The sequence below is a fragment of the Pseudomonas sp. TE3644 genome (assembly GCF_056278815.1).
In genome coordinates this window covers 896,176-922,500 of record NZ_JBWBQF010000001.1, presented here as the reverse complement: position 1 = coordinate 922,500, position 26,325 = coordinate 896,176, and the positions used below count along the sequence as shown (strand labels likewise).

Genomic DNA, 26,325 nt, shown 5'->3' with positions numbered 1-26,325 from the left:
TTTTGACTATCAGTCTGAGTCACAAGCACCCACACGAATTGCTTGATTCAGTTGTTAAAGAGCGGTTGGTTGATTCTTTCGTCTCAACCGAGGCGCGCATTCTACGCTTTCCTCAGAGCCTGTCAAGCGTTTATTTTGAAGTTTTTCAGAATTTTCCGTTCAACTTCAAACACTTGGCTCGCTTCGATCTCTCGTTAGCGGGAGGCGAATTCTACAGTGATTTGAGTCGCTGTCAACTGCCTTTTTGCCGCTTTCGACTTTAAGATCGAAACATTCCAGAGCTGCTTACTTCGGTTAACTCTTTGAAACTCAAGGAGTTTTCCGTTTGGTCTGCGCCGGAAGTGGGGCGAATTATAGAGAGATTCAGGGGCGGGTCAAGGGTTAATTTCAACAAATTGTCTTTAGAGTCAAAAGCATCCCCGCAACCCACCGTATCAGGGCCGCCAGGTGCATGCCTTGAGGATTTCATGCCTCATGACATCGAGCGCCGCCCGCGCGGCGCTTCCCGGGCTTCGCCCGGTCCCACATCTGTTTCGGGCCAGTTTTGTCTGGGGGGATCACCTGGTCCGCCTTGGTGGCACCAACACATATCTGCAGTGGGCAAACAAGGCGGACGAGGTGATGCTACTGACATGACTGGCCCGAAACAGATGTGGGACCGAGCGAAGCTCGGGAAGCGCCGTGCGGACGGCGCTCGATCTCACGGGCGCCAGAAAAACATCGACTGGCACCTGGCGGCCTTAATGCAATCCCTCCCCCCCTATATAGAAACAAAATCCCCACCCACCCCCACCATCCTCCCCCTCATATCCCCCCAACGCCAACAACGCCGCCCTCGACAACTGCCGATGCGCCCCCACACACACCATCCTGGCGTCCCATTGGTACCCCATCGCACAATCGGACGCCGTGGGCCGCGAGCCGGTCAAAGCCATGCTGCTGGACGAATCGCTGGTGCTGTACCGCATGGAGGACGAACTGGTGGTGGCCCGCGATGTGTGCCCACACCGTGGCGTGCCACTGACCATGGGCAAGAGCGACGGCCAGGGCGTGGTGTGCCCCTACCATGGCCTGCGCTTTGGCAATGGCGGGCGCTGCAATAAAGTGCCGGCCAGCCCCACTGCTGCGATCCCGGCACGCATGCAGCTACATACCTACCCCGCCGTGGAGCGCTACGGCCTGATCTGGACCTGCCTTGACCCGAAGGACGACAGTACCGATATCCCGCTGATGCCCCAGTGGGAGGACCCGCAGTTCCAGCAGATCGTCTGCCCTACCGTGGACATCCAGGCGTTTGCCGGGCGCCAGCTGGAAGGCTTCCTCGATGTGGCGCACTTCGGCTTCGTGCACACCGACACCTTCAGCGACCCCGACAACACCGAAATCCCGCCTTACCGCCCCACCGAGACCGGCAAGGGGTTCGAAGTGCATTACCACAGCTGCGTGGGCAATTACCCCATCGGCATCGATGGCAAGGCACCCGCCGATTTCAACTGGCTGCGGCACTTCCAGGTGCACCTGCCCTTCACTGCCACCCTGACCGTGCATTTCCCCAATGACGGCCGGCTGGTGATCATGAATGCCGCCTCGCCGGTGTCGTCGAAGATCACCCGGCTGTTCGCCCCCATCGCGCGCAACTTCGACAAGGACCTGCCGGTAGAGGACTGCCACGCCTTCAACCTGAAAGTGTTCGAGGAAGACCGCCTGATCGTCGAGTCGCAAAAACCCGAACGCCTGCCCCTGGACCCGATGCTGGAAGTGCACATCCCGGCGGACATGAGCTCCATTGCCTACCGCAAGGGCCTGCGCAGCCAGGGCCTGAGCCAGTTCTTCCTTTATTGAGGCGCACACCATGAGCCGACTGACTGTAAAAGTCGCCATACTGACCGCCCAAGGCAGCGGAAACCTGAGCATCCGCCTGGTGCCCCTGCCCGGCCAGGCGCTGCCTGCCTTTGCTGCGGGGGCCCATATAGATGTGTTCCTGCCCGGCGACATGATCCGGCAGTACTCGATCGCCAGCGCGCCATCGCAACGTGATCACTTCGAGCTGTGTGTGAAAAAGGAACCGGACTCGCGGGGCGGGTCGCGGTTTGTTCATGAGCGATTGACCGTTGGTGATGAACTGAGTATCTCCGTCCCTCGCAACCTGTTCGCCATCGAGCCTGCCGATCGCTATCTGCTGATAGCCGCCGGCATCGGTATTACACCGCTGATGTCGATGGCGGCTGCATTAAACGAACAGCAGCGCTCGTTTGCCCTGCATTACTACACCCGCACCCGCGGTGAAGCGGCCTACGCCGAAAGGCTGGAAACGCAGTTGGCGACAGGGCAAGTGCAACTGCACCACAGCGACCAGGGCCGAAGCCCGCGCCAGCATGTGCCGGACGACTTGATGCGGCCCAATCCTGGCACCCAGCTTTACCTGTGCGGCCCCGAAGCCTTCATGCGCCACATGACCGAACGCGCACTGGCGCTGGGATGGTTACCGGCGCAGATTCATCAGGAAGCGTTTGCCCCTATTGCCACGACCTCAGTCGGCGATGCGTTCGAGGTGCAAGTGAACTCAACCGGGCAAGTAGTGGCAGTCCACGCTGAACAGTCCATTGCCCAGGCATTGATGGCGGCCGGTGTTGAAGTGGCAGTGTCCTGCGAGCAGGGGTTTTGTGCCTGACACCTGTGCTGCAGGGCACGCCTTGTCACCGTGACAACGTGCTGAGTGATGGGGAGAAGGCGATGAATGATCAGATGGCGCTGTGCTGTTCGCGGAGTTGGTCGGGGCGGTTGGTGTTGGGGATTTAGCGGACAGTCCGGCCAATGGATGGCCTCTATGTATAGAGAGAATACGCGAGGAGTACAAATGTACTCTTGGTGCATTTTCGGGACAAATCCCCCGAAAACCGGCACACCTCCAGTGGCCAATCTCAATACGCAGCACATTTTGCAGCCACGCTTGTGGCACGCAGGTCGAAACGATAACCTTAACCGTCGCTACACATTAGCGATTGGGCTTGGCGGCCCACGAACACTGGCGCAATGCGCCGCGCATATCCTGTTGCAGGCGCTTTTTTTGTGCCCGCGACATCGTGTTATGGCGGGTTGCGCTTGGACTCCCTCGGGAGTGCCGGTCCCAGTGTTCCGGTCCGCCAACCTAGCGTAACCCGTCACCCTATTCTGCTTGGCGGCAGAAGCGTGATGGGTCTCTTGGTAAACACTGGAGATTCACTCATGAGCGAAATTGATCAGCCGACCACATCGGGCCAGACATCCTTTGGTCAATACGGCGGCGCAGGCAGCCTGAATTTATTCAGCGTCAATCCCGACATCCCTATCCGTGACGCCCTGGAGCACAGCGCGCAATTGCGCCATTGTGCAAACCGGCTATTGCTTGATGCGGCGATGGAAGAGAGTGGCAGCCACATTACATGGGCTGCGCTTTACCTGCATGAGATGGCAGAAGCTTTGCTGGATGATGCTGGCATTTCATAGAAGCTGGCCTGCCTGGGCATAGCAAGCCAAAGCTGGGGCCATACCTCCGATGGCTTGGTGAAGCTGTGCCTTAATGCCTGGATCGGCGAGTACTGCGGCGCCGATGCCGGGGAGCGTCAAGGTCTTTTTGCCATCGGCCGCCACCGGTTTAATCTCGGAGTGATAATGGCATTTCGATACCGGATCAAATGCTCTTCTTGGTCGTATGACAGCTATTCCCTTGTTCGAGCACCGGGGAGGCACCTTCACGATGCCTCGGTTTCCCGTGATATCTAATGCCTGCCCTTCTCAGCAATCCAACCCGCCGCCCAACTCAGGCCGCTCGACGCCATCGGCTTCAGTGGCCTTCCTTCACGTGGTGCCGGCTTGCCGCCCTCTTTCCTTTCCGCGTGAATCATACCGTGGTGTGTTTGTAGCCATCAGCCACTCATAATTGCTTCCCCTAGTACTGGGTTGGCAAGGACGATTCATAGAGGTATAACACGCCACCAGTGGCATCGGGCCACCTTTTGACAGGGACATCACATGAAAAAGCTTGCAGGCATTGTCGCCTTGGTCGGCGCACTCCATGGCTGCGCATCTGTACCAATGGGCGACCCTACTGCCGACGCCGAGATGAAGCGGTTTGGCACTGTGCCGGATATGTCTAGGATCTACATCTACCGGAACGAGACCATGGGCGCGGCGATCAAGATGACCGTCACCGTCGACGGCCGCGTGGTTGGTGCCACCGCGGCGCACACCTATCTGGTTGCCGATGTGCCGGCCGGCGCGCACACCATTGGCTCCGATGCTGAGAACCTAACAATGCTCAAGATTCACACGACGCCGGGCACGAACACTTTTGTTTGGCAGGAGGTGAAGATGGGGTTTGGGTACGCACGCAGCGAACTCCACCGGGTGAGCGAAGCTGAGGGGCGCGACGGTGTGCTCGATAGCAAGCTCGCCGGTTCGCTTTGAAATTGACTGAGATATAAGCAGATAAACACGCAAAGTTTGCATTTGCTCGAGGTGCGGTCAGATATGAGCACGTCTGCTCGCATTGTTATGATCGGCCATTGCCAACGCTTCGTCGCCGAGTGACTATCCTCGAGGGAGTTCTCCAGCCAAGCCTGTCGACGGGTAGGCAGCCTCCGGCAGTATCCCGAGGCTACCTACTGGCCTGGTAATCAAAGTTTCGATGCGGCCTCGGGCACATTGGAGCCGTGATAGTCCAACCTTGCCCTAGGGTCTGTATGAAAAAGCATGTGACGGCGAACTATGGTGTGGGAGCTGGCTTGCCAGCGAGCTTTTCGGACCTCAACAGCTCGCTGCCAAGCCAGCTCCCACAGTATTCCATGAGCGCTCCACACATTTCGCACAGAGCCTAAGTCATTCCGGCAAGCTTTCCGTAAGCAGCTCCGGCTGTTTAAGATCCAAATACTTATAAAGCATCGCACGGGTTAGCTTCAGCATCTCCCAGCGCGTTCTACCATCCGTCTCCAGCGCGTTGACCCAGTTACCATGCCTGACGGGATCAGCGAAGCGCTTCACCGTTGCATCCACCAATGACTTGTTGGTACCAAGGGCTTGATGTAATTCCATCCACCCCTGCCCTGGGCTGTCAAACTCAAAGGCTGATTTGAGGCTCTCGATCGCCCTGTAGCAGTAGCTTGGGCAGTCCCCTGGGTCATTTATCGCCCGGATGAAATCGCGCAACGCTAGTCGAAAGAAAACATTACTGGTTGCCAAAAGGATTGCGCGATTCAAAACAGGCTCATGAGGCGAAAAGGCCAGTGTCTCGTCAATAGTTTCCCCTACCGGCCGAACCCCAAAAACACGCGGCGTACCGTCCTGCTCGGTAACTTGAATCAGCTCAATGGAATACCCCGAGCCTAGCGAAAACCCAAGGGCGCCCACGACAATCATCGCGAAATGCTCTGCCATGATGTATGCGGAGCCCCAACCGTCAACGGAGTTCGAATCGATGACTACCGTGATTTGCGAGGAATCACATTGCGCGGATACGGTTCCCTCATCAAGTTGCCACTGGACCTTGGAGAAGAAAATATCTGCGCGCTCGGGCAAGACCTTACCAGTTACGACGTAACGCATTTTTGCGCCCTCTTGGCATATGACCCCCATCTAACGGCCAACGCAAAAATCATAGCAGCGCAGTGAATTAAAAAATCAGGCATGCCTGAGCTGATACGCGTAAATCTGGGTAAATTTTCGTATTTCCCTTGTAAGGGAACACCCAAAGTGCAACAGCATTAGTAGGACACCCTAACTGATACAGGACGCACCCATGTTCATCCGCGCATACCTTCGAACATCCACCGACGAGCGAGATGCCGGCCGCGCCCGCGCCTCCTTGGAGGCGTTCGTCACTGAGCACAACAAGGTCATCGCGTGCGAGTATCTGGAGAACGCTAGCGGCGCCGCCTCAGACCGGCCAGAGCTGCTGCGCCTGCTCAAGGATGCCCGCAGGGTGACGTTCTGCTGGTAGAATCCATTGACAGGCTGTCACGCCTGCCGGCGGACGACTGGGCCGAGCTCAAGGGTGCGATTGACGCCAAGGGCCTGCGGATCGTCGCGCTGGACTTGCCCACCAGCCACCAGGGGCTGCGCGACACGAAGGGAGACGAGTTCACTGATCGGATGCTGGCGGCCATCAACTCGATGCTGGTGGAGATGATGGCGGCGATTGCCAGGAAGGACTACGAGCAGCGCCGGGAGCGCCAGGCCCAAGGCATCGAGAAGGCCAGGGCCGGAGGCAAATACCAAGGACGCCCAGTTGACGCCGACCTGCACAAGCGCGTGAAGGAACTACTGGCCGCCGGTCTGGGCATCCGGGCCACTGCCAGGCACGCGGGCTGCTCAACAACGACGGTACTGCGGGTTCGAGGCTGATCAGCCCCTCACAAATTTTCTTCAGCGGTCGCTAAAAAAACAAGGCACGCGCCCGTCATATGCAGCATAAAAGCGACCAAATAGTCAGGGACTGCAACAGTCTGAGGACCCTGCCCATGTCCCCCAAGATTATTTCTACCAGTTGGCACCGCGCTTTCCAATAAGCTTCGGAGCGAGGAGAACTGGGTTTGCCAGAATGCCGGGATCAACCCCTTCTCCAAGCAAACTTTTATCAAAGAGCTTGCTGTCTCCCTGCCAGTAAGATCCCAATTGCGCTTGAGGCAGATGGATTTCATGAGGCTTTCGAAAGACTTTAGGCACTCGTTAAGCGCCTCCTTGGGGGCACCGTGCCGATAATGCTCATGTGCCCGCAAAAACTCCTCCTGAGCTCCGGCGTACGCCTTCCCAGTAAGCAAACGAAGTGCGGGCTTTATGACCTCGACGTGCAGTAACTGCGAATCTACCCGCAGTATCTCACCGCTCACAAATTGATAACCAACGCCGTGTTCTTGAAAGCGCTTGTTGAGCTCCTCAATCGCCGCGTCCGCAATCTGGCTCGCGTTATTTCGCCACATATAGCGGTGTTCACGACTGACGGTGTCGACTACCCTGAAGCAAATCTCAACCACATCTAGCGCATGCTCAACGTCATCGGTCTGCAGGAAAAAATCAACCACCTCATTGAAGTATTCTCGCCGACTGTGCGGCTTGGCGGTTGGAAGTGCGAACAAACCATACTCCCTACAGAGCACATCGCTAATCGCTTGCCAACAGTTTTCCGTTGTTGACTCGCCGGGACGCCCTAGTGCGTCACACATTGCGTGGACCACTTGCACGCGAAGGGCATCTGGCAACTGATCATACTGATAGACGTCTGGCAGCTCGCCGCGCTTCTTTTTCTGACGTTTGGAAAAAATATCGAAAATCGCCACGTCCAGACTCCCTCAGGTAGTTGAGACATCCGTGATCATGCAAGCGCACCCACCCTGCACCCACGAAATTTTTCGACGCCAGGAAAATTCTTCAAAACGTAATAAATATTGGTGTCCCAGGGCAGGTTCGAACTGCCAACCTTCCCCTTAGGAGGGGGATGCTCTATCCAATTGAGCTACTGAGACATTATGCAGAGCGCTACCAGGGAACCGGCAGCACGACGGACGGCGAGCATGTTAACCACCCTCCCGGCATTTGTCATGTCATCCGTGCCCTTTTTCCCTGTAGGCAGCGTCTACAAAAAGGGAACTTTTCGCGATCGCGGCGCAGCCCCTCTGGCACAAGGGCTGGCGAGGACCGTGCATTTTGCAATCCTGCCAAATTGCCATCTTGCAGATTGCAATCTGCCAGCGTCGCGAAAACACTGTAAACTACTGAAATTGCTGGGTTTTATCCGCATGAACGAGTTGGCACGGCGCCTGCTGTAATCACTTTCATAAAAAGTGGCCAGGCTGCCCTTCACTCCGCGGAGACAAGCTCATGAACAACACCCTCTATGTCTTGAATGCGTTGGCACTGGTGGCCCTGGTGGTTTTTCATTTCCACGATGCAAAGCAACCGGACGCCGCCCTGGTGCATGTCCAGGCCGACCACTTCATGGCTCGCCCCGCCGCGCAGCTGGCTGACATGAAGCCGCACAGGGGGATGTCGGTACTGACGTCGCAGCAGGAACAGCGCGAAACGGTGCCGGCGGTCCATACTGAACGCTACACCTTTTGAGGAGCCGCATATGTCGAAAAGCGCATGGGCCTTTTTTCTGATCGCCATTGCCAGTTTCCTGGCCGCCGTGACGCTGCCACCCGATGCCGGTCAGGCCAGCGTCTCGATGGGCATTGTCAGCGGGGTATCGACGGCGCTGCTGTTAGTGGCGCTGCTGCGTGGCCGCAAGATCAAGTTCGACCCATCGCTGCGCTGATGCCGTGACGCGCCAGCAGCGCCATCAGGCGCTGCACTGCTGACGCAAGGTCAGTGGAGTTATCCAGCGCTTCGATGCGCACACTACCCTCCTCCCACTGCGCGGGCTCTGCCTGCAGACGATCGTTGCGCGCCAGGCGCTCTTCAACCTGCGCCAGGGTTTCGCGGCCGCGGGCCAGCAGGCGCTGGCGCAGCGCATCGCGCTGCACAGTGATCAGCACCGGCAGCAGTTGGGGGTAGCGCTGCACGGCGTGCGGCAGCCAGGCCCGCGAGCCGTTGACCAGTACGTGATGCCCCTCGGCCAGGCGCGCATTGATGTCGCTGCCGATACCATATTGCAAACCATTGGCCTGCCAGTTCATGGCAAACTCGCCGGCTGCCTGCATCCGAACAAAAGTATCCGGGCTGACACCCACGGCATGCTCACCCACCGCCTCGGCGGAACGGGTGATGGTGCGCCGTGCCACCTGCACATCGATACGCTGCAACGCCTCGCGCGCGGCATCGATCACACTGTCCTTGCCAGACCCGGAAGGCCCCATGAGGTAAATCAAACGTCCCGACATCTCATCGCTCTGTATGGCAGCATGCTGGCAACCTGCCAAAATGCCACTATGCTGAATCTTAGGGTAGCTCGCGCGTCATTGTGCACAGGTTGTGCGGGACGAGCCAGAGCACCTCTGGAGATGGCGTGTACGGAACCAGGCAGTCGAGTCGCAGACGCGGATTTTCCAACCAGTACGCATTTCTGACAATTGGTGCTGGCAAAAAGCCGTTATTCAGTTCAATATTTGTCACAGAATTGGCGCCAACGAAATGGCGACTATGAGGCATCATAGAAGCCTCTTTCACAATTCGGGTTGAACTTTTGCTGTATCGACTGTCGTAAACACATCGTGCGGCTAATTTCGAGAACCGCTCCCCCTGAACTAAACGGTCAAATATATGCGCCCAATGAAACAGGCTATTTACTCCAGCCGTACGGCTGACAAATTCGTCGTACGCCTTCCTGATGGGATGCGTGAGCGCATTGCAGAGGTAGCTCGTAATCATCACCGTAGCATGAACTCGGAAATCATCGCTCGCCTGGAACAGAGCCTTATTCAGGAAGGCGCCCTGGGCGAAGAGCTGAGCATGCGCCTGGACAGCCCGGAGCTGTCCCTCCACGAGCGTGAATTGCTGCAACGCTTCCGCCAACTGTCGCACCGCCAGCAGAATGCACTGGTGTCGTTGATCGACCACAATGCCGAGGCCACTGCCGACGCCTCGTGAGCGTTTGCCAACCGCCCATAAAAAAAGCCAGCGAAAGCTGGCTTTTTTGTGGGCGGTTGGCGCTGCCGCCAGGCTGCGGTGGCCTGCGTGAACCCTGGAGATCTCCAGCAAAACACAGGGCCAGCGCAGCCTGGCGGCAGCGGCTACGGGCTTACATCAGGAAGAGTGTCGCCAGGCCCAGGAAGATGAAGAAGCCGCCGCTGTCGGTCATGGCGGTGATCATTACGCTGGAACCCATGGCAGGGTCGCGGCCGAACTTGGCCAGGGTCATGGGGATCAACACGCCCATGAAGGCCGCCAGCAGCAGGTTGAGCGTCATGGCGGCGGTCATCACCACCCCCAGCGACCAGCTGCCGTACAGCATGAAGGCAACCACGCCGATCACCCCACCCCAGACGATGCCGTTGATCAACGACACGGCCAGTTCCTTGCGCAGCAGGCGCGTAGTATTGCTGTTGCCGGGGCTCACCTGGTCCAGCGCCATGGCGCGCACGATCATGGTGATGGTCTGGTTGCCGGAGTTGCCACCGATACCCGCCACGATCGGCATCAGCGCCGCCAGGGCCACCAGGCGCTCGATGGAGCCTTCGAACAGGCCGATCACCCGCGAGGCCACGAAGGCGGTGATCAGGTTGATGGCCAGCCACGACCAGCGGTTGCGCAACGAGCGCCATACCGAGGCGAAGATGTCTTCCTCTTCACGCAGACCGGCCATGTTGAGGACTTCGGTCTCGCTTTCCTCACGAATCAGGTCGACCATCTCGTCGATGGTCAGACGGCCGATCAGCCGGGCGTTCTTGTCGACCACGGGGGCCGAGATCAAGTCATAGCGCTCGAAGGCCTGGGCGGCGTCGTAGGCGTCTTCATCAGGGTGGAACGACACGGGGTCGTTGGCCATCACCTCGGACACCTGCTTCTCCGGGTCATTGACCAGCAGCCGCTTGATGGGCAGCACACCCTTGAGCACGCCGTCCTGATCGACCACGAACAACTTGTCGGTATGACCGGGCAGCTCTTTTAGTCGGCGCAGATAGCGCAGTACCACTTCCAGGCTGACGTCTTCGCGGATGGTGACCATCTCGAAGTCCATCAGCGCACCGACCTGCTCCTCGTCGTAGCTGAGGGCCGAACGCACGCGCTCGCGCTGCTGGGCATCCAGGCTTTCCATCAGCTCGTGGACAACGTCACGCGGCAGCTCAGGGGCCAGGTCGGCGAGTTCGTCGGCGTCCATCTCCTTGGCGGCGGCCAACAGCTCGTGATCGTCCATGTCGGCGATCAGGGTTTCACGCACCGAGTCGGATACCTCGAGCAGGATGTCGCCATCGCGCTCGACCTTGACCAACTGCCAGACCGTCAGGCGGTCTTCCAGGGGCAAGGCTTCAAGGATGTAGGCGACGTCGGCGGAGTGCAGATCATCGAGCTTGCGTTGCAGCTCGACCAGGTTCTGCCGGTGAACCAGGTTTTCGACCAATTCGGCGTGCTGGCCTTCCTGACGGTGCGTCAGGTCTTCGACCACGCGCTGGCGCTGCAGCAATTCGATCACCTGGGCCAGGCGATCCTGCAGGCTGTCCTGCGGCTTTTTTACTTCTACTTCAGTCATAGGCGAACTCCACCCCCAGCAGCGGAGCACGCCAGAGGTTCAATCGGTCGATTCTTGATAGGTGTTGCGAGCTATTGAGTAACTACTGGGTAAGTCCATGGAAATTATCCAAAGCCCCGGCGGGGCTGACGGGCGCAATGATACACCGCCTGCAGGCTTTTAACGCGAAAAAATCTGGCAAGAACAAATGCTTGCGCACGAAATCTCGGCGCTGTTCGAACCTGTTGCAGATGCGACGACGCATGCTGCAATGAAAGCACAGCAGGCGGACGGGAAAATGCCGCTAGGCTTTGGACATCGGCGCCAGGGAGGATGTTCGATGGGATCGATGCGTTACGTGGCGGGCGCAGGGCTGTTGTGGATGGTCCTGGGCACCCAGGCGCAGACAGTGCTGCGCTGCGAGGGCGAGGATGGGCATTTGACGTTTACCACGCAGCAATGCCCCTCAGGGGCGCTGCAGAGCCTGCAGCGGGCCTATCATCCGTTCCTGAGCAGCGACAGCGAGCGCACGGCGGCGAAGGAGCGCGCAGAGCGCAAGCAGCTGGATGCCGAGCTCAAGCGCCAGAGCGAAGACCTGTAGCCGCAGTTGACCTTGTGGGAGCGGGCTCTGCCCGCGAAGAGAACACTGCGGTTTAGCAGGTGCGGCGCGGCGCTGCCCTTCGCGGGCAGAGCCCGCTCCCACAACGGAACTATTGAAACGCTGAAAAGCAAAAATCCCGCCTTCAGAAGAAGGCGGGCTTTCACTTGTATGGTGCACTCGACAGGATTCGAACCTGTGACCGCTCGGTTCGTAGCCGAGTACTCTATCCAGCTGAGCTACGAGTGCAGGGTTGGCGCTTGATAGACCAGATCACCTCTGGTTGAAGCAGAAGACTCTTTCGTGAGAAACAATCTTCGTAAAATGGTGCACTCGACAGGATTCGAACCTGTGACCGCTCGGTTCGTAGCCGAGTACTCTATCCAGCTGAGCTACGAGTGCACGATGGTACTTGATGGACCAGATCACCTCTGGTTTGTTGCAAGCTGCTTCTTCCGTTACCGAAACAAGCCTCTTAAATGGTGCACTCGACAGGATTCGAACCTGTGACCGCTCGGTTCGTAGCCGAGTACTCTATCCAGCTGAGCTACGAGTGCATGTGTTGCCGCGCATCATAGTTCGTTAAAACTTTTTGTAAAGCACTTTTTTCAGTAAATTCAACAACTTACCTAAAAAGCCAGTTTTCAACGCCCTAAAGAAATAATGGCGGAGAACGGGGGATTCGAACCCCCGACACCCTTTTGAGGTGTACTCCCTTAGCAGGGGAGCGCCTTCGGCCACTCGGCCAGCTCTCCGCAACACGGGGCGTATATTATCGATAGCCCCTTTTCGATGCAAGCACTTTTTTCAAAAAAACCTAAATTAATTAAGCACTTGGTTCTTCGGCCTGCTCTTCCTTGATCCGCAGGTAGATTTCCTCGCGGTGTACAGCCACCTCTTTGGGGGCGTTGACGCCTATACGCACCTGATTGCCTTTGACGCCGAGCACGGTCACGGTGATCTCGCCATCACCAATCACCAGGCTTTCCGCGCACCGACGAGTCAGAATCAACATTACCTACTCCTCACCCACTAGTTAGGGGAACAAACACAAACGACAGAAAAGCAAAAGGCGCGGCATGGCCGCGCCTTTTGCAAGGACGGGTTACTGACCCTGACGGGTAGCATCCAGTTCGAAGGCGGTGTGCAGTGCACGCACAGCCAGCTCCAGGTACTTCTCTTCAATCACCACCGACACCTTGATCTCCGAGGTGGAGATCATCTGGATGTTGATGCTTTCCTTGGCCAGCGCTTCGAACATGCGGCTGGCAACACCGGCGTGCGAACGCATGCCGACGCCGACGATGGACACCTTGGCGATCTTGGTGTCGCCGATGACCTGACGCGCGCCGATTTCGCTGGCGGTGTTTTCCAGCACCTGCAGCGCCGACTGGTAGTCGTTGCGGTGCACGGTGAAGGTGAAGTCGGTGGTGTTATCGTGCGAAACATTCTGCACGATCATGTCCACTTCAATGTTGGCAGCGCTGATGGGGCCCAGGATCTTGAACGCCACGCCCGGGGTATCCGGTACGCCACGGATGGTCAGCTTGGCTTCATCGCGGTTGAAGGCGATGCCGGAAATGATCGGCTGTTCCATGGATTCCTCTTCATCGATAGTAATGAGGGTGCCCGGACCCTCCTGGAAGCTGTGCAGCACGCGCAGCGGGACGTTGTACTTGCCGGCGAATTCCACCGCACGGATCTGCAGCACCTTGGAACCGAGGCTGGCCATTTCCAGCATCTCTTCGAAGGTGATCTTGTCCAGGCGCTGGGCCGTGGACACCACACGCGGGTCGGTGGTGTAGACACCATCGACGTCGGTGTAGATCTGGCACTCATCGGCCTTGAGCGCGGCAGCCAGGGCGACACCGGTGGTGTCGGAGCCGCCACGGCCCAGGGTGGTGATGTTGCCCTGCTCGTCCACGCCCTGGAAGCCTGCCACGACCACGACACGACCGGCCTTGAGGTCGGAGCGGATCTTCTGGTCGTCGATCTGCAGAATGCGCGCCTTGGTGTGCGAGCTGTCCGTCAGGATGCGAACTTGGTTGCCGGTGTAGGACACCGCCGGCACACCGCGCTTGATCAGGGCCATCGCCAGCAAGGCAATGGTGACCTGCTCACCGGTGGACACGATCACGTCCAGCTCGCGCGGGACCGGCTGGTCGCCGCCGCTGGCCTGCTTGGCCAGTTCGATCAGGCGATTGGTTTCGCCACTCATGGCAGACAGTACAACCACCAGGTCGTCGCCGGCTTCGCGGAATTTCTTAACCTTCTCGGCTACCTGTTCGATACGCTCGACAGTGCCGACGGAGGTGCCTCCGAATTTTTGTACGATCAAAGCCATTTCAAAGCCGCCTCAGCCCATGAAGGGCGCCCATTAAACATTCAAACGCTACAACGCGGGAACCTGCTACTAGACAACAGGTACCCGCGAGGGTGAATCAGAGACCTTGTTCGACGAACGGCACGGTCAGCGCCAGGGCTGCATCCAGCGCGCCGGCGTCGACGCCGCCACCCTGAGCCATGTCCGGACGACCGCCGCCCTTGCCGCCAACGGCAGCGGCAGCCTGCTTCATCAGGTCGCCGGCCTTCAACTTGGAAGTCAGCTCCTTGGTGACGCCGGCTACCAGCACCACTTTCTCTTCGTGCACGCCACCGAGCAGGATGACGCCCTCGCCCAGTTTGTTTTTCAGCTGGTCGACCAGCGCCAGCAGCGCCTTGCCGTCCATGCCGTCCAGGCGCGCAGCCAGGACCTTCACGCCCTTGACGTCCACGGCCGAGGCCGACAGGTCGTCACCGGCCGCGCTGGCGGCCTTGGCTTGCAGTTGCTCAAGCTGTTTTTCCAGCTGGCGGTTGCGCTCCAGCACTGCCGACAGCTTGTCGATCAGGTTGTCGCGGCTGCCCTTGACCAGCTGCGCGGCTTCCTTGAGCTGCTCTTCGGCACCGTTCAGGTACGCCAGGGCCGCAGCACCGGTGACGCCTTCGATACGGCGCACGCCAGAGGCCACGCCGCCCTCGCTGATGATCTTGAACAGGGCGATGTCGCCGGTGCGCTTGGCGTGGATACCGCCACACAGTTCGACGGAGAAGTCGCCGCCCATGCTCAGCACACGAACCTGGTCGCCGTATTTCTCACCGAACAGGGCCATGGCGCCTTTGGCGCGGGCGGTGTCGATGTCGGTTTCCTCGGTTTCCACCGCGCTGTTCTTGCGGATCTGGGCGTTGACGATGTCTTCCAGCGCCTTGATCTGCTCAGGCTTGATGGCCTCGAAGTGGCTGAAGTCGAAGCGCAGGCGCTGGCTGTCCACCAGGGAGCCTTTCTGCTGCACGTGCTCGCCCAGCACCTGGCGCAGGGCCGCGTGCAGCAAGTGGGTAGCTGAGTGGTTCAGCGAGGTGGCCTGCTGCATGTCGCCGTCCACCTGGGCAGTCAGCTCGCCGCCGACGCTCAGGTTGCCCAGCGAAACCACGCCGTGGTGCAGGAACGCGCCGCCGGTCTTGGTGGTGTCACGCACGTCAAAGCGGCCATTGCCGGCCAGCAGGTAGCCACGGTCACCGACCTGGCCACCGGATTCGCCGTAGAACGGGGTCTGGTCGAGGATGACCACGCCCTCTTCGCCTTCGGCCAGTTGCTGCACGGACACGCCTTCTTTGTAGAGGGCAACGACCTTGGCGCTGGATTGGGTGTTGTGATAACCGGTGAACACGGTCGGCACGTCGACCTTGACCAGGGCGTTGTAGTCCATGCCGAACGAGCTGGCGGCACGCGCGCGCACGCGCTGGGCTTCCATTTCTTTCTCGAAGCCGGCTTCGTCCAGGGTCAGCTCGCGCTCACGGGCGATGTCGCCGGTCAGGTCCATCGGGAAGCCGTAGGTGTCATACAGCTTGAACACCACGTCGCCCGGTACCACGTTGCCTTTGAGCCCGGCCAGGTCAGCCTCGAGAATCTTCAGACCCTGTTCCAGGGTCTTGGCGAACTGCTCTTCTTCGGCTTTCAGCACGCGCTCGATGTGTGCTTGCTGGGCTTTGAGCTCAGGGAAGGCTTCGCCCATTTCGGCCACCAGCGCTGCAACGATCTGGTAGAAGAAGCTGCCCTTGGCGCCCAGCTTGTTGCCGTGGCGGCAGGCGCGACGAATGATGCGACGCAGCACGTAGCCACGGCCTTCGTTGGACGGCAGCACGCCGTCGGCAATCAGGAAGCCGCAGGAACGGATGTGGTCGGCCACCACTTTGAGCGACGCCTGGTTGTCGTTGCTGCAACCGATGGCCTGGGCCGCGGCGGCCAGCAGGCTCTGGAACAGGTCGATCTCGTAGTTCGAGTGCACGTGCTGCAGCACGGCGCTGATGCGCTCCAGGCCCATGCCGGTGTCCACCGACGGTGCTGGCAGCGGATGCAGCACGCCGTCGGCGGTGCGGTTGAACTGCATGAAGACGTTGTTCCAGATCTCGATGTAGCGGTCACCGTCTTCTTCCGGCGAGCCGGGTGGGCCGCCCCAGATGTCGGCGCCGTGGTCGTAGAAGATCTCGGTGCATGGGCCGCACGGGCCGGTATCGCCCATGGTCCAGAAGTTGTCGGACGCGTACGGGGCGCCCTTGTTGTCGCCGATGCGCACCATGCGCTCGGCCGGCACACCCACTTCCTTGGTCCAGATGTCGTAGGCTTCGTCATCGCTGGCGTAGACGGTCACCCACAGCTTTTCCTTGGGCAGGTTCAGCCACTGCGGCGAGGTCAGGAAGGTCCAGGCGTAGGTGATGGCGTCACGCTTGAAGTAATCACCGAAGCTGAAGTTGCCCAGCATTTCGAAGAAAGTGTGGTGACGGGCGGTGTAGCCGACGTTTTCCAGGTCGTTGTGCTTGCCACCGGCGCGCACGCACTTCTGGCTGCTGGCGGCACGGGTGTACGCGCGCTTTTCCTGGCCCAGGAAACAATCCTTGAACTGGTTCATGCCTGCGTTGGTGAACAGCAGGGTTGGGTCATTGCCCGGGATCAAGGAGCTGGAGGCTACACGGGTGTGGCCTTGCTCTTCGAAGAAGCGAAGGAAGGCTTCACGGATTTCTGCGCTTTTCATTAGGTTCTTCCACGACAGGCTGCGGCCATAGGCCAGTGCGTAACATCCTTGGACGTTTCGACGGCAAAGGGCCGCATTATATCGGCCCTGAGGCCACGGTACAGTCCACAGCCTGTCAATATATGGCGAATAAATGAAAAAAACCCGACGATCTGCTCGCTAATCCGGGATCCGTGCGGGTTCGGTGTGGGGGATTCTATGGTGCTGGGCAACCTGTAGCAGCGGCCGTCAGGTCGCGTCACAGGCGCCGCGCGCTTACTGACCCACCGCGTCGCCTGTGACGCAGCCTTCGGCAGCTGCTACAGAGGCGACGCGGTGGGAGCAAAAGGGGGGCGCCTGTGTCGTATACGACTAAATCGCTAGCGCATGGGCGATGCATAGTGCAAAAAAGTATGTTAAAAATCGTTCGCCACCTACCAATGGGTGGCAACGTTCTCAGGGCGGGGTGCGATTCCCCACCGGCGGTAATGGCGCGCAATGCGTCTAGCCCGCGAGCGCTTGGCAGGCTACGCCTGGCAAGGTCAGCAGACCCGGTGTGATTCCGGGGCCGACGGTCATAGTCCGGATGAAGAGAGAACGGGATTGGCACACAAGGGCCGATGGCTGGCCACGTACCCTTGAATCCCATTCGATCCAACTGCCCTGTTTTTTACATAAACAGGAGTCAACGTAGATGCAACCCACCGCAATCGACAGCAAAAGCCACGCAAACGAGCGTATCGCCTTTATCCAGGCCTGCTGGCACAAGGATATCGTCGACCAGGCCCGTATCGGCTTCGTCGAGCAGATCACCCAGCTGGGCTACCAGGAAAGCGACATCGACTTCTACGAAGTGGGCGGCGCCTTTGAAATTCCGCTGCACGCCAAGCTGCTGGCCAAGACTGGCCGTTATGCCGGTATCGTCGGCGCTGCGCTGGTCGTGGACGGCGGTATCTACCGCCACGATTTCGTCGCCGCCACCGTGGTCGACGCGCTGATGCAAGTGCAACTGGAAACCGAAGTGCCGGTGTTCTCGGTGTCCCTGACCCCGCACAACTTCCACGGCCAGGAGCATCACGAGTACTTCTTCAAGCACTTCCTGCACAAGGGCCACGAAGCGGCCAATACCTGCGCTGATACCTTGCAGAAAGTGCGTGCGCTGCGTCGCCTGACTGCCCAGCACAAGGTTGCCTGATAGTTTTCTATCCCCAGCCTTCAGCAGCGGCTACGACGCAAACCTTGTAGCCGCTGCCGCCAGGCTGCCCTGGCCTTGCGCCCCACTGAACATCTGCAGCGTACACGCGGGCCAGCGCAGCCTGGCGGCAGCGGCTACAGGTCAGGCGGGGACAATGAGAATGCCGGCCCGCAAGCCATTCCTGACCTTGGGATTGGGGAATATGATGCGAGCCCCCTCCTCCTCCACAATCCAGCGACACTCCGCCAGATCCTCGGCCAGCAGGTAACCCTGCGGCAACTCCGAAAAATTCTCCACGTCCGCAGGCAAGTGCAAGCGGAACGCATCGCTGTGCTTGATCACTTCCCGCGCCACGCGAAACTGCTTCAGGTGCTGCGGCTGGTCCACCTCCGGCTCGCTGCCTTCGATGATCTGCTTGAGCCTTGTCTCCAGCGGCGCCAGGTTGACCTGTTGGTTATGCCCGAACGGCCGCGCCTTGCCCAACTCCAGCGTGAAGGCCTCGGCGTCCAGCTGTTCGTAGGTGTAGGCGGTGAAGGTGATGGAGGTCTTGCTCTGCAGCAACACCGCTTCCATACCGGCCGCTTCCAGCCGCGCCAGCTCACGCGCCGAGTGCTCGCGCCCTTCCTTGAACGGGTACAGGGCGAACTGCTCGATCTTCGACCCGCGAATGGCGGTGTGCAGGTCGTAATGCAGGCGGGTGCGGTCAGGCAGGCTGAAGAAGGTGGCGGCCAGGCGCTCCAGTTCGCAGGCGCGCAGGGCTTCGGGGCCACTGGACAGTTCGTGACGGCCATTGAACAGGCGATTTACATCCTGCTCCAGGTACCGCTCGCCGCGACGGATCGCTTCGGGGTTGCCGAACAGGAAAAGAATACGGGCGCGCGGCTTGAGGGTGCCGCGGGCGATGTCGTGCAACAGGCCATCCAGCAATTCGATGGGCGCTGTTTCGTTGCCATGGATGCCCGCCGACAACAGCAAGTCCATGCCGTTGTCGCGGACCTCGGGCGGGCGAACCTCGAGGGCCCCCTCGCCGAGCCAGCGCATGCGCACGCCTTCGACGGTCAGCTGAGTTTTCTCTGCCGGCTCACGGCCGGCGAGGGTCAATTCAAGCAGCTTGCCGAGGGCGAGCATAGGCGTCAGTCCTTAGTGGTTGCAGTCCGGACCATGCACATGGCCGTCGTCTTCGCCGGCGTCGGCCGGCTCCATTTCCAGTTGCAGGCTGACCAGGTTGGTGGCCAGTGGGCGCAGCAGCAGGTTGGCGTATTCGGCATCGTCTTCTTCGACGTCAACGCCGATCAGCAGCTGGCCGCGGCCATCCTGCTGGATCCACACTTCCTTGCCTTGCCATACCACGGCAAGACGGGTGCAGGAGGTTTCCAGCTGGGTGCCGTCGGTGTCTTCAAGAATCAGCCGCAGGGCGTCGGACATGGGGAAAATCTCTCAAGGTTGAAGTTGGAATGGGTACACCGCGCCCAGTTTAAGGATTTGCGTCAGTTCATCCAATGCCGTGCGGCATTCCAGCAGCAATTGCGGGTCGGCCAGGTCCGCTTCCCCCAGGCGATCGCGGTAGTGGCGGTCTACCCACTGGGTCAGGGTGTCGTACAGCGCCGGGGTCATGATGACCCCCGGGTTCACCGCGGCCAGCTCGGTTTCGTTCAGCGCCACGCGCAAGCGCAGGCACGCCGGGCCGCCACCGTTCTGCATGCTCTGCTTGAGGTCGAACACCTTGACCTCGGCAATCGGCCCGCCCTGGGCGGTCAACTGCTGCAGGTACTGCCACACGCGCTCGTTGGCGCGGCATTCCTCAGGCACGATCAGCAGCATCGAACCGTCGGCACGCGACAGCAGCTGGCTGTTGAACAGGTAGGAACGCACCGCGTCCTCGACCGCCACCTGATTGCGCGGCACGCAAACGGCCTGAAAGTGGCCACCGCGTTTTGCCAGTTTAGCCTGCAGTTGCGCCAGCATCGGCGCGGTGTCCAGGAAAGCGTCCTCGTGGTGGAACAGCAGCTCGCCATTGCCCACCGCGATCACGTCGTTATGGAACACCCCCTGGTCGATCACTGCCGGGTTCTGCTGGGCAAATACCACGCCCTCTTCGCTCAGCCCGTGCAGGCGCGCGACCGCCTGGGAAGCCTCAAGCGTCTGGCGCGCCGGGTATTTCTGCGGCGCCGGGTAACGGGTGTCGAACGCGCTGCGGCCGAACACGAAGAACTCCACGCCCGGCTCGCCGTAGCTGCGGCAGAAGCGCGTGTGGTTGGCCGCGCCCTCGTCGCCGAACTGACCAACGGCTGGCAAGGCGGCGTGATGGGCAAAGTGGCGATCATCGGCAAACATCGCCCCCAGCACGCGACTGGTGGTGGGGTGCTCGATGCTGCGGTGGTACTTGCAGTTGAGGTTGGCCGCGGTGAAATGCACGCGACCATCGGCCGTGTCGGCGCTGGGGCTGACGGTGGCGGCGTTGGCCACCCACATGCTCGATGCCGAGCAGCTTGCCACCAGCAGCGGCATGGCCTCGCGGGCGGCGCGCTCAATGACCTGGGCATCGCTGCCGCCGAAGCCCAGCGCTCGCAGGGCGGCGATATCCGGGCGTTCCTGGGGTGCGAGCACGCCCTGGGTAAAGCCCATCTCCATCAGCGCCTTCATTTTCGCCAGGCCCTGGCGCGCCGCTTCACGTGGGTTGGAAGCCTGCTGACTGTTGCTCTGGGAGGCGACGTTGCCGTAGGACAACCCGCCATAGTTATGGGTCGGACCTACCAGACCATCAAAATTCACTTCATAGGCTTTCATCGGCCGGGCTCCATGGGTCTCGTTATTATGCTCACGCTTACAGCTTCACGCCGGGGGTCAGGCTGGCCGGCAGGCTGACGGTCGGGGCTTCAAGCGAGGCCACCGGGTAGGCGCAATAATCCGCCGCGTAATAGGCACTGGCGCGGTGGTTGCCCGAGGCACCCACGCCGCCGAACGGCGCGCTGCTGGCGGCACCGGTCAACTGCTTGTTCCAGTTGACGATACCGGCGCGGCTTTGCAGCCAGAACTGCTGGTAACGGGCGGCCGAATCGGACAGCAGGCCAGCGGCCAGGCCGTACTGGGTGTTGTTGGCTTCGGCGATGGCCTGCTCGAAGCGGCCGTAGCGAATCACCTGCAACAACGGGCCGAACCACTCTTCATCCGGGCGATCCTGCACCGCCGTCACATCGAGGATGCCAGCGGTCAGCAGCGCGGCATTGGCCTGGGGCTGGGTCATGGTCAGCAGCGCCGTGGCGCCCTTGCTCAGCAATTGCGCCTGGGCATCGAGCAGCGCCTGGGCCGCGGCCAGCGACACCACCGAGCCCATGAACGGTGCTGGCTGCTGGTCGTACGGACCCACCACCAGATCACCTGCCACCTGTACCAGACGCTTCAACAGCGAATCGCCCCAGGCGCCTTCGGGCACCAGCAGGCGGCGCGCACAGGTGCAGCGCTGGCCGGCGGAAATGAACGCGGACTGAATGATGGTGTACACCGCCGCCTCCATATCCTGCACTTCTTCCACCACCAGCGGGTTGTTACCGCCCATCTCCAGGGCCAGGATCTTGTCCGGGCGCCCGGCGAACTGATTGTGCAGCAGGTTGCCGGTGCGGCTGGAGCCGGTGAAGAACAGGCCGTCGATGCCGTCATGGGCCGCCAGGGCCACACCCGTATCACGGGCGCCTTGCAGCAGACTCAGCACACCAGCGGGCAGGCCGGCGTCGATCCAGCATTGCACGGTCAGCTCGGCCACCTTGGGGGTCAGCTCGCTGGGCTTGAACAGCACGGCGTTGCCGGCCAGCAGTGCCGGCACGATATGGCCGTTGGGCAAGTGGCCAGGGAAATTGTACGGGCCGAACACTGCCACTACGCCATGGGGTTTGTGACGCAATACAGCGGTGGCGTCGGCCAGCGGCCCGCTCTTCTCGCCGGTACGCTCGCGGTAGCTCTGGATCGAGATGGCGACCTTGTTGACCATGCTGGTCACCTCGGTGGCGGCTTCCCACAGCGGCTTGCCGGTTTCCTCACCGATGCAGCGGGCCAGTTCATCGGCGCGCTCCTTGAGCTTGAGGGCGAAGCGCTCCAGCACCGCGATGCGCTCATCCAGCGTGCGCGACGCCCAGCCGACGAAGGCCTGACGCGCAGCGAACACCGCCTGGTCGACCTGCTCGGCACTGGCCGCGCGACCCTGCCACAGCACAGCCTGGGTCACCGGGTTGAGGGATTGCAGGGCGTCACCCGCCCCTGCCAGCCATTGGCCGGCCACGTACAACGTGCTCATTTGCGTACCTCCCGTACAGGCTGGGGCGACAGGGCAACGGCGCGCACCTGATCACCCGCACTCAAGCGCAGGCGCTTGGCGGTCATCGGGTCCACCACCAGGGTGCCTGCGGCCAGGCGCGCCGGGGCGGCGGTGATGCGGCATTCTTCGCGCTTGCGGTTGTGAATCAGGAATGGCGTGGCGTCGTCACCCGGGGTACCCACGGCCAGCACCAGCGCTTCGCTGTCGTGCACGGCGCGGATCTTCGCGGTTTCGCATTCCACGGCAGGGCCGGCATCGAAGATGTCGACGTAGCCTTGATAGCTGAAGCCTTCGCCCTTGAGCATGGTCAGGGCCGGCTCGGTGTCGGTGTGCACGCGGCCGATCACGCTGCGCGCTGCCTCCGACAGGAAACAGGTGTACAGCGGAAACTTGGGCATCAGTTCGGCGATGAACGCCTTGTTGCCCACCCCGGTCAGGTAGTCCGCCTGGCTGAACTCCATCTTGAAGAAGTGCCGGCCCAGGCTTTCCCAGAACGGCGAACGGCCGTTCTCGTCGGACATGCCGCGCATCTCGGCGATGATCTTGTTGCCGAACAATTGCGGGAATTCGGCGATGAACATCAGCCGCGCCTTGGACAGCAGCCGGCCATTGAGCCCGGTGCGGTGTTCGCTGCGCAGGAACAGCGAGCACAGCTCGGAGTTGCCGGTCAGGTCGTTGGCCAGGAACAGCGTGGGGATTTCCCGGTAGATGTTCAGCTCTTGCGAGGCGCTGACCGTCAGGCCCACCCGGTAGTTGTACCAGGGCTCGCGCAAGCCCACGGCACCCGCGATGGCGGAGATGCCCACGACCCGGCCGTCGTCATCTTCCAGCACGAACAGATAGTCCGCGTCGCCGCGCCCGGCTTCGCCCCGGAAGGTCTTCTCGGCCCAGCCCACGCGGTGCGCCAGGCGCTCCTCGTTGGCCGGAAGGGTAGTCAGGCCGGTGCCGGTGCTGCGCGCAAGCTCAATCAGCGCGGGTAAGTCGCTGCTGCGTACGGGACGAACGATCATGCTTTCTCCTTGCGCGGGCTGCGATGGCAACCCGCAGAACTCGACCTGTGAATGACAGGTATCAAACCGCTACCAGGCGCACGCTGGCGCCCTCGCCCACACCCAGTGCCTCGGCCGCTTCAAGGCTCAAGGTCACCGGCTTGCCAGGCACCCAATCCAGCTCCAGCAGCACGGCGCGGTAATCCTGCAACTGCGCATTGGCCACCAGGTAAGGGCGTGCGCCCTTGACCACATCGCTGGCGGCGCTGTCGAGCTTGACCGGCACCACGCGGCTGTGGGCAATGGAGCGGATACCCGAGACCCGCGCATGCAGGGTTGGGCCGCCGTCGAAGATGTCGATGTAGTGATCGGTCTCGAAACCTTCACGCATCAGGATGTCGAAGGTGATCTGCGCCCGCGGGTGCACCTGGCCCATGGCTTCCTGGGCCTCGTCAGGCAGCAGCGGCACGTAGATCGGGTAATGCGGCATCAGCTCGGCCAGGAAGGTGCGGCTCTTGATGCCGCACAGGCGCTCGGCTTCGGCGTAGTTGATGTCGAAGAAGTTGCGGCCGATGGCATCCCAGAATGGCGAGTCACCGTTGTCGTCGCTGTAGCCGACGATCTCGGTCACCACCGAGTCGGCGAAGCGCTCGGGGTGGTTGGCCATGAACAGCAGGCGCGCCCGCGAGGTCAGCTCGGACCAGGCGCTGCCGACCATCTCCGGCACCATGTAGAAGCTGGTGAGCAAACTGTTGCCGGTCAGGTCGTGACACTGGGACAACACGTGAATCTTGTTATGGATCTTCAGCTCGCGCGAGGCGTGCACGAAGGTCTCATTACGGAAACTGTAGAAAGGCTCGGAATAGCCCGCCGATGCGACAATGGCCGAACACCCTGTCAGGCGCTGGGTGTCGCTGTCTTCCAGCACGAAGAAATAGCTTTCCTCGCCATTGAAGCTGACTTCGGCGGCGAACGATGCTTCCGATGCGGCGATCTTGTCGCGCAGGCGGTCGGCATCATCCGGCAGGGACGTGACACCGATCGGGCTGTCCGCGGCCAGGCGTTGAACCTCGGCCAGGTCAGCCATTTGCGCAGGGCGCATTACCAGCATGGTGTCACTCCTTGGAATTGCTTGGAAAAATGAGCGAGCGCCGTGGCGCTCGCCTTTCACGCGCCCGGTATCAGGCTTGAGTCAGTTGCTTCACGGCACGCTCGAAGCGGTTCAGGCCTTCGTCGATGTCGGCGTCTTCAATCACCAGGCTAGGCGCAAAACGCACCACGTCAGGGCCGGCCTGCAGAATCATCAGGTCGTGCTGTTCGGCAGCGTTGAAGAAGTCCTTGGCCTTGCCTTTCCAGGCATCGCTCAGTTGGCAACCGATCAACAGGCCCAGGCCGCGAATCTCGGTGAACACGCCGTACTGCTCGCCGATCTGTTGCAGGCGGGCCTTGAAGCGCTCGTGCTTGGCTTTGACGCCGGCCAGCACGTGCGGGGTGTTGATCACGTCCATCACCGCTTCGCCCACGGCGCAGGCCAACGGGTTGCCGCCGTAGGTGGTGCCGTGCACGCCAACGGCGAAATGCGTGGCCAGCTCGGTGGTGGTCAGCATGGCGCCGATCGGGAAGCCGCCGCCCAGGCTCTTGGCGCTGGAGAGGATGTCCGGGGTGACGCCGTAGTGCATGTAGGCGAACAGCTCGCCGCTGCGGCCCATGCCGCTCTGCACTTCGTCGAACACCAGCAGGGCGTTGTGCTGGTCGCACAGCTCGCGGGCGCCTTGCAGGTAGGCCAGGTCGGCCGGCAGCACGCCGCCTTCACCCTGGATCGGCTCCAGCACCACGGCGCAGGTCTTGTCCGAAATGGCGGCTTTCAGGGCTGCCAGGTCGTTGTACGGCACGTGACTGATGCCGGTGATTTTCGGGCCGAAACCGTCGGAGTACTTGGGCTGGCCACCGACGCTGACGGTGAACAGGGTACGGCCGTGGAAGCTGTTGGTGGCGGCGATGATTTCGTACTTCTCGGGGCCGAACTTGTCGTGGGCCACACGGCGGGCCAGCTTGAACGCGGCCTCGTTGGCCTCGGCGCCGGAGTTGCAGAAGAACACGCGGTCGGCAAAGGTGGCGTCAACCAGCTTGTGCGCCAGGCGCAGCGCCGGCTCGTTGGTGAACACGTTGGACACGTGCCACACCTTGTTGGCCTGCTCGGTCAGCGCGGCCACCAGGGCTGGATGGGCGTGGCCCAGCACGTTCACGGCGATGCCACCGGAGAAGTCGACCAGCTCGCGACCGGCCTGGTCCCACACCCGGGAACCTGCGCCGCGCACCGGAATGAACGCAGCCGGGGCATAGTTGGGGACCATTACCTGGTCGAAATCGGCGCGTTGCACCTGGGCATGCTCAACGGACATCGGAGTCTCCTGAAGAGGAACGCCGGCCTGGTAATGGCCGACGATGGGGGGATTGTAAGGACTGCCTGGCGCTTGTCCTTGCCGCCAAGCGACAACTTATTACAGCGCCAAACCGCGAAAACGCGGGGTTTTCGGTAATGCGACATATTATTGCATTAGGGGTGCTGTGTGTCTGGGGTTTGGTGAGGGGGGGATTGGGGTTGTGTTGGGGCTGCCAGGGGCATGGCTGGGTTTTTTTGGCGTTCTTGAGATCGTGCGCTGTCCGCACGGCGCTCGATCTCGAGAACGGCAGAAAAACCAAGGCATGCGCTGCGAGCCCCACCACGATCCGTAGCCGCTGCCGTCAGGCTGCGCTGGACCCTGAGTACGCTGGAGATATTCGGTGTGGCTGAGGGCCAGCGCAGCCTGGCGGCAGCGGCTACCTACCGACGGCAAAGGTGCTGTAACCGTGAAGAAAGCAAATACCGCAAAGCGCTAAGTCGCAGATCGAGGCGATCCCCCATTTTCTCAGGACTTTCCTCTCGGAAATGGATACCTGCGACGTATTTCCTGTAGGAAAAATTACCCATCAAAGTAGGACCCGTCTGCTTTTGCTGCCCTCCCTTGCGCAGCCAGTAGGGGCTACCTAGCCTCGAGCCTGCCAAAAACAA

24 protein-coding genes, 5 tRNA genes, 1 pseudogene and 1 riboswitch are annotated in these 26,325 nt (G+C 60.8%); of the genes and pseudogenes, 11 read left to right on the top strand and 19 right to left on the bottom strand.

Annotated elements, in window-relative coordinates; genetic code table 11:
* Window positions 1–867 precede the first annotated feature (867 nt).
* From ACZ9GA_RS04200 to ACZ9GA_RS04185, 4 genes are all read left to right on the top strand, one after another.
* Window positions 868–1,842, top strand: coding sequence for a Rieske 2Fe-2S domain-containing protein (locus ACZ9GA_RS04200; RefSeq protein WP_476227585.1), 975 nt, complete (start codon window positions 868–870; stop codon window positions 1,840–1,842).
* Window positions 1,843–1,852: 10 nt separating this feature from the next.
* Window positions 1,853–2,671, top strand: a complete 819-nt coding sequence (locus tag ACZ9GA_RS04195; RefSeq protein WP_457356907.1) for a PDR/VanB family oxidoreductase — start codon at window positions 1,853–1,855, stop codon at window positions 2,669–2,671.
* Between the two features lie 554 nt (window positions 2,672–3,225).
* Entirely contained in the window at window positions 3,226–3,486 is a 261-nt protein-coding gene (locus tag ACZ9GA_RS04190; RefSeq protein WP_457356908.1) for a DUF3077 domain-containing protein, read from the top strand.
* 525 nt (window positions 3,487–4,011) lie between these two features.
* Complete coding sequence (locus ACZ9GA_RS04185) at window positions 4,012–4,446, top strand: DUF2846 domain-containing protein (protein ID WP_457356909.1); 435 nt, start codon at window positions 4,012–4,014, stop codon at window positions 4,444–4,446.
* Between the two features lie 411 nt (window positions 4,447–4,857).
* Here ACZ9GA_RS04185 and ACZ9GA_RS04180 read toward each other — a convergent pair whose 3' ends face one another.
* Entirely contained in the window at window positions 4,858–5,580 is a 723-nt protein-coding gene (locus tag ACZ9GA_RS04180; protein ID WP_457356910.1) for a DUF8168 domain-containing protein, read from the bottom strand.
* A gap of 193 nt (window positions 5,581–5,773) precedes the next feature.
* Here ACZ9GA_RS04180 and ACZ9GA_RS04175 point away from each other — a divergent pair.
* Window positions 5,774–6,378: pseudogene (locus ACZ9GA_RS04175) on the top strand (recombinase family protein).
* A gap of 8 nt (window positions 6,379–6,386) precedes the next feature.
* On the opposite strand, the gene ACZ9GA_RS04170 reads toward ACZ9GA_RS04175, so the two are convergent.
* Window positions 6,387–7,310 carry an STM4504/CBY_0614 family protein gene (locus ACZ9GA_RS04170; RefSeq protein WP_457356911.1) on the bottom strand — a complete coding sequence of 308 codons (924 nt, stop codon included), beginning with the start codon at window positions 7,308–7,310 and terminating at the stop codon, window positions 6,387–6,389.
* A gap of 109 nt (window positions 7,311–7,419) precedes the next feature.
* Window positions 7,420–7,496 (bottom strand) — tRNA-Arg (locus ACZ9GA_RS04165).
* A 48-nt stretch (window positions 7,497–7,544) separates the two neighbouring features.
* Between ACZ9GA_RS04165 and ACZ9GA_RS04160 the strand changes: the two genes are divergently transcribed.
* From ACZ9GA_RS04160 to ACZ9GA_RS04150, 3 genes are read left to right on the top strand one after another with little or no spacing between them, the layout of a single operon-like run.
* A complete protein-coding gene (locus ACZ9GA_RS04160) occupies window positions 7,545–7,799 on the top strand; it encodes a hypothetical protein (RefSeq protein ID WP_457356912.1) in 255 nt (84 codons plus the stop codon).
* A gap of 52 nt (window positions 7,800–7,851) precedes the next feature.
* A complete protein-coding gene (locus ACZ9GA_RS04155) occupies window positions 7,852–8,091 on the top strand; it encodes a hypothetical protein (RefSeq protein WP_457356913.1) in 240 nt (79 codons plus the stop codon).
* 10 nt (window positions 8,092–8,101) lie between these two features.
* A complete protein-coding gene (locus ACZ9GA_RS04150; RefSeq protein WP_027978644.1) occupies window positions 8,102–8,287 on the top strand; it encodes a PA3371 family protein in 186 nt (61 codons plus the stop codon).
* Here ACZ9GA_RS04150 and phnN read toward each other — a convergent pair.
* Complete coding sequence (gene phnN / locus ACZ9GA_RS04145) at window positions 8,262–8,852, bottom strand: phosphonate metabolism protein/1,5-bisphosphokinase (PRPP-forming) PhnN (RefSeq protein WP_457356914.1); 591 nt, start codon at window positions 8,850–8,852, stop codon at window positions 8,262–8,264. The two genes, ACZ9GA_RS04150 and phnN, sit on opposite strands and share 26 nt — an antisense overlap.
* Before the next feature lie 379 nt (window positions 8,853–9,231).
* On the opposite strand from phnN, the gene ACZ9GA_RS04140 reads away from it, so the two are divergent.
* Window positions 9,232–9,558, top strand: a complete 327-nt coding sequence (locus tag ACZ9GA_RS04140) for an Arc family DNA-binding protein (protein ID WP_027978646.1) — start codon at window positions 9,232–9,234, stop codon at window positions 9,556–9,558.
* 151 nt (window positions 9,559–9,709) lie between these two features.
* Here the strand turns inward: ACZ9GA_RS04140 and mgtE are convergent, their stop codons facing one another.
* On the bottom strand, window positions 9,710–11,158 hold the full coding sequence (gene mgtE, locus ACZ9GA_RS04135; RefSeq protein ID WP_457356915.1) for a magnesium transporter: 1,449 nt from the start codon (window positions 11,156–11,158) through the stop codon (window positions 9,710–9,712).
* Window positions 11,159–11,477: 319 nt separating this feature from the next.
* Between mgtE and ACZ9GA_RS04130 the strand changes: the two genes are divergently transcribed.
* Window positions 11,478–11,738 (top strand): hypothetical protein, encoded by a 261-nt coding sequence (locus ACZ9GA_RS04130; RefSeq protein WP_457356916.1) that lies wholly within the window; start codon window positions 11,478–11,480, stop codon window positions 11,736–11,738.
* A gap of 169 nt (window positions 11,739–11,907) precedes the next feature.
* Here the strand turns inward: ACZ9GA_RS04130 and ACZ9GA_RS04125 are convergent.
* The 7 genes from ACZ9GA_RS04125 to alaS form a co-directional block, all read right to left on the bottom strand.
* Window positions 11,908–11,984 (bottom strand) — tRNA-Arg (locus ACZ9GA_RS04125).
* A gap of 76 nt (window positions 11,985–12,060) precedes the next feature.
* A tRNA-Arg gene (locus ACZ9GA_RS04120) sits at window positions 12,061–12,137 on the bottom strand.
* A gap of 78 nt (window positions 12,138–12,215) precedes the next feature.
* Window positions 12,216–12,292: transfer RNA gene (locus ACZ9GA_RS04115), tRNA-Arg, on the bottom strand.
* A gap of 107 nt (window positions 12,293–12,399) precedes the next feature.
* Window positions 12,400–12,490 (bottom strand) — tRNA-Ser (locus tag ACZ9GA_RS04110).
* 71 nt (window positions 12,491–12,561) lie between these two features.
* Entirely contained in the window at window positions 12,562–12,750 is a 189-nt protein-coding gene (gene csrA / locus ACZ9GA_RS04105; RefSeq protein ID WP_027978649.1) for a carbon storage regulator CsrA, read from the bottom strand.
* A 90-nt stretch (window positions 12,751–12,840) separates the two neighbouring features.
* On the bottom strand, window positions 12,841–14,079 hold the full coding sequence (locus ACZ9GA_RS04100; RefSeq protein ID WP_457356917.1) for an aspartate kinase: 1,239 nt from the start codon (window positions 14,077–14,079) through the stop codon (window positions 12,841–12,843).
* 97 nt (window positions 14,080–14,176) lie between these two features.
* The gene (gene alaS / locus ACZ9GA_RS04095) at window positions 14,177–16,801 is read right to left on the bottom strand and encodes an alanine--tRNA ligase (RefSeq protein WP_457356918.1); all 2,625 of its coding nucleotides are present in this window, start codon (window positions 16,799–16,801) and stop codon (window positions 14,177–14,179) included.
* A 427-nt stretch (window positions 16,802–17,228) separates the two neighbouring features.
* Window positions 17,229–17,383, top strand: a riboswitch (FMN riboswitch).
* 91 nt (window positions 17,384–17,474) lie between these two features.
* Here alaS and ACZ9GA_RS04090 point away from each other — a divergent pair.
* Window positions 17,475–17,975: a 6,7-dimethyl-8-ribityllumazine synthase gene (locus ACZ9GA_RS04090; protein WP_027978652.1), complete on the top strand. Its 501-nt coding sequence runs from the start codon at window positions 17,475–17,477 to the stop codon at window positions 17,973–17,975.
* A gap of 141 nt (window positions 17,976–18,116) precedes the next feature.
* Here ACZ9GA_RS04090 and astE read toward each other — a convergent pair whose 3' ends face one another.
* The 7 genes from astE to ACZ9GA_RS04055 form a co-directional block, all read right to left on the bottom strand.
* The gene (gene astE, locus ACZ9GA_RS04085; protein WP_457356919.1) at window positions 18,117–19,103 is read right to left on the bottom strand and encodes a succinylglutamate desuccinylase; all 987 of its coding nucleotides are present in this window, start codon (window positions 19,101–19,103) and stop codon (window positions 18,117–18,119) included.
* Between the two features lie 12 nt (window positions 19,104–19,115).
* Complete coding sequence (locus tag ACZ9GA_RS04080) at window positions 19,116–19,400, bottom strand: topoisomerase II (protein ID WP_455925813.1); 285 nt, start codon at window positions 19,398–19,400, stop codon at window positions 19,116–19,118.
* Between the two features lie 12 nt (window positions 19,401–19,412).
* Window positions 19,413–20,762: an N-succinylarginine dihydrolase gene (astB, locus tag ACZ9GA_RS04075; protein WP_457356920.1), complete on the bottom strand. Its 1,350-nt coding sequence runs from the start codon at window positions 20,760–20,762 to the stop codon at window positions 19,413–19,415.
* A gap of 37 nt (window positions 20,763–20,799) precedes the next feature.
* Window positions 20,800–22,263, bottom strand: coding sequence for a succinylglutamate-semialdehyde dehydrogenase (gene astD, locus ACZ9GA_RS04070; protein ID WP_457356921.1), 1,464 nt, complete (start codon window positions 22,261–22,263; stop codon window positions 20,800–20,802).
* Window positions 22,260–23,294 carry an arginine N-succinyltransferase gene (gene astA, locus ACZ9GA_RS04065; protein WP_476226340.1) on the bottom strand — a complete coding sequence of 345 codons (1,035 nt, stop codon included), beginning with the start codon at window positions 23,292–23,294 and terminating at the stop codon, window positions 22,260–22,262. Before astA ends, astD begins: the two co-directional genes overlap by 4 nt.
* A gap of 61 nt (window positions 23,295–23,355) precedes the next feature.
* Window positions 23,356–24,384: an arginine/ornithine succinyltransferase subunit alpha gene (gene aruF, locus ACZ9GA_RS04060; protein WP_457356923.1), complete on the bottom strand. Its 1,029-nt coding sequence runs from the start codon at window positions 24,382–24,384 to the stop codon at window positions 23,356–23,358.
* Between the two features lie 70 nt (window positions 24,385–24,454).
* Window positions 24,455–25,675: an aspartate aminotransferase family protein gene (locus ACZ9GA_RS04055; protein ID WP_457356924.1), complete on the bottom strand. Its 1,221-nt coding sequence runs from the start codon at window positions 25,673–25,675 to the stop codon at window positions 24,455–24,457.
* Between the last annotated feature and the right edge of the window lie 650 nt (window positions 25,676–26,325).